The 5379-nt window shown below is 66.1% G+C and carries 7 protein-coding genes and 1 pseudogene; 2 read left to right on the forward strand and 6 right to left on the reverse strand.

The genetic code is table 11. From position 1 onward, the window contains the following. Positions 1 to 197: pseudogene (locus AC1P6P_RS06945) on the forward strand (2-octaprenyl-6-methoxyphenyl hydroxylase); the annotation flags it as partial. Positions 198 to 335: 138 nt separating this feature from the next. Here the strand turns inward: AC1P6P_RS06945 and AC1P6P_RS06950 are convergent. From AC1P6P_RS06950 to AC1P6P_RS06970, 5 genes are all read right to left on the reverse strand, one after another. Continuing rightward, on the reverse strand, positions 336 to 896 hold the full coding sequence (locus AC1P6P_RS06950) for a DUF4337 family protein (RefSeq protein ID WP_481401707.1): 561 nt from the start codon (positions 894 to 896) through the stop codon (positions 336 to 338). Positions 897 to 963: 67 nt separating this feature from the next. Beyond that, positions 964 to 1359: a hypothetical protein gene (locus tag AC1P6P_RS06955; protein ID WP_481401708.1), complete on the reverse strand. Its 396-nt coding sequence runs from the start codon at positions 1357 to 1359 to the stop codon at positions 964 to 966. Continuing rightward, the gene (gene zapE, locus AC1P6P_RS06960) at positions 1344 to 2378 is read right to left on the reverse strand and encodes a cell division protein ZapE (protein ID WP_481401709.1); all 1035 of its coding nucleotides are present in this window, start codon (positions 2376 to 2378) and stop codon (positions 1344 to 1346) included. The genes AC1P6P_RS06955 and zapE overlap by 16 nt, the downstream gene beginning before the upstream one ends. Continuing rightward, positions 2375 to 3259 carry an HpcH/HpaI aldolase/citrate lyase family protein gene (locus AC1P6P_RS06965; protein ID WP_481401710.1) on the reverse strand — a complete coding sequence of 295 codons (885 nt, stop codon included), beginning with the start codon at positions 3257 to 3259 and terminating at the stop codon, positions 2375 to 2377. The genes zapE and AC1P6P_RS06965 overlap by 4 nt, the downstream gene beginning before the upstream one ends. Further along, positions 3226 to 4245, reverse strand: a complete 1020-nt coding sequence (locus tag AC1P6P_RS06970; RefSeq protein ID WP_481401711.1) for an aspartate-semialdehyde dehydrogenase — start codon at positions 4243 to 4245, stop codon at positions 3226 to 3228. Before AC1P6P_RS06970 ends, AC1P6P_RS06965 begins: the two co-directional genes overlap by 34 nt. A gap of 195 nt (positions 4246 to 4440) precedes the next feature. Between AC1P6P_RS06970 and AC1P6P_RS06975 the strand changes: the two genes are divergently transcribed. Continuing rightward, on the forward strand, positions 4441 to 5037 hold the full coding sequence (locus tag AC1P6P_RS06975; RefSeq protein WP_481401712.1) for a hypothetical protein: 597 nt from the start codon (positions 4441 to 4443) through the stop codon (positions 5035 to 5037). Between the two features lie 101 nt (positions 5038 to 5138). Here the strand turns inward: AC1P6P_RS06975 and AC1P6P_RS06980 are convergent. Beyond that, positions 5139 to 5379, reverse strand: a 241-nt coding sequence (locus tag AC1P6P_RS06980; protein WP_481401713.1) for an OmpA family protein, incomplete at its 5' end; no start/stop codon positions are given.

A 5379-nucleotide genomic window follows, 5' to 3' on the forward strand; every position in this document is an offset into this window, starting at 1 on the left:
GGCGCCGCTTCGACAGTGTCGCCACCGGACTCACCATGGACGCCTTCAATCGCCTGTTCTCCAACGATCTCTCGCCGCTGCGCCTGGCCCGCGATGTCGGCCTCGGCGTGGTCGACAAAATCGCGCCATTGCGGCGTTTCCTGATGCGCGAAGCCGGCGGCGACACCGGCAAACTGCCGCGCCTGATGCAAGCCTGAGGTCATCCTTCGAGACGCCCTTTGGCCCTCACCCTGAGGAGTTGTTCACGTCTCGAAGGGCGAGGGCCAAAGGGCTCCTCAGGATGAGGGGTTCATTCGAATGCCCGTTGTTCTGCCCCGCGTGCTCGCGCGGCGAACTTACGCCAAATACACCAGCGCGAGGACGACGGCGCCGACGGCGCCGAAGATCGAAGCCCCGGTGAGCAGCCAGCGCCGGCGCGAGATGATCGCCACCGTCGACATGGCGATGCCGATCTCGAACAGCGTCGCCGCCGCCGTCAGTCCGTGATGGCGGTCTTCGTGGTGGCGGCTGTCGCCGAGCAGGTGATCGCGCCGGGCTTCGTCGGATTTCGCCGTCTGGCGCAGCGGTTCCTGCTTGAGCGCCTCGGCCTGCTCGATCTTGCGGAATTGATCGGCCTTGGTGCCGGCGGTTGCCGCGGCGATGCCGTACATGTGCTTTTTCAGGCTTTGTGCTTCGTATTCGTTCCAGGCATCGGTCGCTTCGTCCTGGGCCAGGACGGCTTCACTGGCGGCGCTGAGGGCGCGGCCCGCCTCGATCGACTCCAGGCTCCCGGCCACCGCCGCCAAAATGGCCAGCGTGGCGACGGTCAGCGTGACCCGGGCGACGAACGGATCGTGGGCACCGTGATTGGCATGTTCGGCTTGCTCGTGCGCTTCCAAGGCGGGATCGTGCGGCATGGCGGTCCTTCTGGCTGGAGGAGAACAGCCCTCTACGACCAATCCCGCGCCGTGCAAAGGGCTGTGATCAGCCCAAGCGCCCGTCCTGTTTGCGCGCCGCCAGGGCCGCCGGCAGGTCGCGATAGAAGCCGCGGGCGATGTCGCCGATTTTCTGTGCCCGCACCTGTTCGGCTTCGGCGCGGCTGGCGTACCAGATGCCTTCGAAAGCATAGCGGGTGACCGGCGTCGCGGTGCGCGGATCGGTGTCGGTGATTTCGGTGATGTCCTCGACCTGTTCCTCGGCGACCTCCAAGGTGTGGCGGACGTGGGCGCTGGTATCGCGGCGGTCCTGAACGTCACGGATGATGCGGGCGCGGTTGTCGTCATCGAACCGCTTCAGCGCGGCGACAAGGCGCGGGCCCAGCCAATAGGCGAGGCTGCCGGCGACGATGATCAGGGCGACGGTCGTCAGGTTCCAGAACATGGCTGAGAAATATAGACGCCGCGGCGCATTTCAAGAAGCCGCGACACGGTTCGTTCGAAACCGTCGCTTTCGGGGAACAGATCGTCGGGATCGGCCGCCGCCGAACAGTAGAGCCGCACCCGGCGATCATAGAGGGTGTCGATCAGGCGCTGGAAGCGCTTGGCGGCGTCGGATTTGGCCGGGAACACCGGAATGGCGTCGAGCACCAGCGTGGTAAACGCCCCTGCCAGCGCCAAGTAATCGGCGGGTCCCAGCGGGCGCTCGCACAACTCGGCAAACGCGAACCGCGCCGCCCCCGCCACCGCCCGCGGCACCAGAAGGTGCCGTCCGAGCACCGTGAGCTGGATGGCGTGCGCGGCCTCGCCGCCGAGGCTGGCCCAAGCCTCGTCCATTGCCGCGGCGGCGCCAGGGCCGGTCTGGTAAGCCTCGCCGGTGAAGGCGCGGCGGTGATCGCTGCCAACGAGATGCACGACCTCGAGCCGCGTTTTCAGAATGGCGATGAAGGGCAGGAACAGCTGGCGGTTGAGGCCGTGCTGATAGAGCCGGTCGGGCGCGGTGTTGGACGTCGCCACCACCACCGTGCCGCGGGCGAATAAATGCTCGAACAGCCGGCCGAGGATCATGGCGTCGGCAACGTCGTCCACCTGAAACTCGTCGAAACAGATGAGGCGCTGCTCGAGCCGCTTGGCCACCTCGGGCAAAGGATCGCGGAGGTGTTCGATCTTGCGCAAGCCGTGCAGCAGCGCGTGCGTTTCGGCCATGAAGTCGTTGAAATGAACCCGTCGCTTCGCCACCTCGGCCTCGGCGAAAAACAAATCCATCAGCATCGACTTGCCGCGCCCGACCTCGCCCCACAGATACAGCCCGCGCGGCGGCGCCATTTTGCGGAAGAAGCCGGGGCGCCAGGCAGAAAGGTCCTGCGCGAGGTGATCGAGTTTGGCGGCGGCGGCGTGCTGGCGGCTGTCGGGCTGGATCGTCCGTGCGGCGGCCAGGGCGCGGTATCGCTCGACGACGCTCAAGGGCGGATCGCCTCATGGAGCGCCACGAGGCGTCGGGCGCTGTCGGCGTGCAGCCGTTCCACCATGTGGCCGTCGACCTGGATCACGCCTTTGCCGTGGTTTTCGGGGCGATCGAAGGCGGCGATGATGGCGCGCGCCGCGTCCACTTCGTCGGGGCTGGGCGCAAAGGCGGCGTTGGCCGGGCCGATCTGGCTGGGATGAATCACGGTCTTGCCATCGAAGCCGAAGCTGCGCCCTTGGACGCATTGCGCTGCGAAGCCGCCCGTATCGGCGATGTCGTTGAACACGGCATCGATCACCGCAAGGCCGTGGCAGCGCGCCGCCATCACCGTCGCCGTCAACGCCGCCGCGATGTTGAGCCGGTCGGGCATCGCGCGGGCGCCCATCTCTTTCAGAAGATCGTTGCTGCCGACGACCAAGCAGGCGAGGCGGCCGCCGGCCTCGGCAATGCCGTTGACGTCGGCGACGCCGCGCGGGGTTTCGATCATCGCCCAAATCGCCAGTCCGCCGGCATCGACGGCATGGGCGAGGCGCTGCTCGGCGCGGTGAATGTCGCGGGCCGAGCCGACTTTCGGGATCAGGATGGCATCGGGCTTGGCGGCGGCGGCCATCAACAGGTCGCGGTCGCCCCAGTCGCTGTCGAGCGAATTGATTCGCACCACCACTTCGCGGCGGCCGAAACCGGCCCGCACCGCGGCACAAACCTGCGCCCGCGCCGCCTCTTTCATTTCCGGAGCCACCGCATCCTCGAGATCGAGGATCACGGTGTCGGCCGGCAGTTCGCGCGCCTTTTCCAGTGCCCGCGCGTTGGCGCCGGGCAGATACAGCACACTCCGCCGCGGGCGGATCAGTTTCCGATCATGTTGCGGTTCAACAGGCATTCGGCGATCTGCACGGCGTTGAGCGCCGCGCCCTTGCGCAGATTATCCGAAACCACCCACAGCGAAAGCCCATGTTCCACCGTCGGGTCCTTGCGGATGCGGCTGACGTAGGTGGCGTCTTCGCCGGCGCACTCCACCGGGGTGACGTAACCGCCGTCTTCGTGCTTGTCGACGACCAGGCAGCCCGGCGCCTCGCGCAGGATCGCCCGGGCACGGGCCGCGGTGATCGGCTTTTCGAATTCGAGATTGACCGCTTCCGAATGGCCGATGAACACCGGTACGCGCACGCACGTCGCGGTCACCTGGATGTCGGGATCGAGGATCTTCTGGACTTCCACCATCATCTTCCATTCCTCGCGGGTGTAGCCGGAATCGAGGAAGTCATCGATGTGGGGGATGACGTTGAAGGCGATCTGCTTGGTGAAATGCTCGCTCTCCATCGGATCGGCGACGAACACCGAGCGGGTCTGGCGGAACAATTCGTCCATCGCGTCCTTGCCGGCGCCCGACACCGATTGATAGGTCGACACCACCACCCGCTTGATGGTGGCCTCGTCGTGCAGCGGCTTCAGCGCCACCACCAGCTGGGCAGTGGAACAATTGGGATTGGCAATGATGCCCTTTTTTACGCCCTGATCGAGCACCGCCGCGTTCACTTCCGGCACGATCAGCGGCACCTCGCGATCCATCCGCCAGGCCGAGGAATTGTCGATGATGTAGGGCACGTCGCGGGCGATCTTGGGCGCCCATTCCTTCGACAGCGCCCCGCCGGCGCTCATCAGCACGACATCGGTGCCCTTGAAATCGTAATGCTCGAGGCTATGCACCTTCAGGACGCCGTCGCCGAACGAGACTTCGACCCCGATCGAACGCGACGACGCCAGCGCCACCACCTCGTCGGCGGGGAACTGGCGCTCCTTGAGCACGCTCAGCATCTCGCGGCCGACATTTCCGGTGGCGCCGACAACGGCGACTTTGATGGTCATGGGTCCTGGTCCTTTGGCGAACGGCAAACGCTTACTAGACGCGGCAGCGGGATGAAAGGCTTGGCCGGACGCGGCCACCGGGCGTCTTTACCGAATGTGGTGACTTTTCGCGGGCTGCGACCGGGAGGAATAGCCTCAGCGCGGCGGGCAATGCTAGGCTCTGCGGGCTTCGGCGGACAAGATAACGAGGGTTCGATGAAAATCCGGGTGTTGGGGGTGGCGGGTGTGTGCGCGCTCGCGTTGTGCGTGGCAGCGGGGGCAGCGCCCAAGAAAGCCAAGGTTTCCGCAGGAAAATGCGCCAGTCCGGCCGAAATGTCGGCGCAGTACACAACCGCGATCCAGCAGGAGCTGATGGATGCGGCGCTGGCCTGCGGAGAGACGGCGCGAGTGAACTACAACGCCTTCCAGACCCGCTATGGGCCGGAACTGCGCGTATCCGACCAGCTGATGCTGAAGATGTTCGCCCGCGTGCTTGGCGCCAAGCAGGGTGACAAGGCCTATAATTTGTTCAAGACTGAGTTGGCGGCAAAAGCCGAGCTCCGGCGCACCCACGATCACGAGGATTTCTGCACCGGCGCAACGCTGCTGGCGGGGGCCGCGCTCGGCCCGACCGGGCTGAAGCTGGCCGAGTTTGTCGAAGATGTGCCGCCGGCCGTCCTGGCGGGCGGGGTGTCGGGCTGCGCCATCGTGGCGACGCCGGTTCCCACCATCATCCCGACGCCCAATCCGATGCGGACGGCGGCGGTCACACCTCAAGTGGCGCCCGCTCCGGCCGCTGCACCCCATCCCTAATCCCGTTCGGTCAGATGACCGGCGTTCGCCGCCGGTCCCTGCGGGACAAACAAAAAGGGCGGACCCTCGCGGGCCCGCCCTTCTCGTTGATGCGGCAAGAATTACTTGCCGAGATCGATGACGGCGCGACGGTTTTGCGGCTCGCGCACGCCCGGTCCGGTCGGGACCAGCAGGTCATGGAAGCCCTTGCCGTCGATGGCAATGCCATCGGCACTGAGGCCTTCGCGGACCATTTCGTCCTTCACGGCCTGGGCGCGATCAAGCGACAGCTTCATGTTGTACTTGTCGGAGCCGACGGTGTCGGTATGGCCGACCACCTGCACCTTCACGAAGCCATTGGCC

The organism is Rhizomicrobium sp., assembly GCF_056722145.1.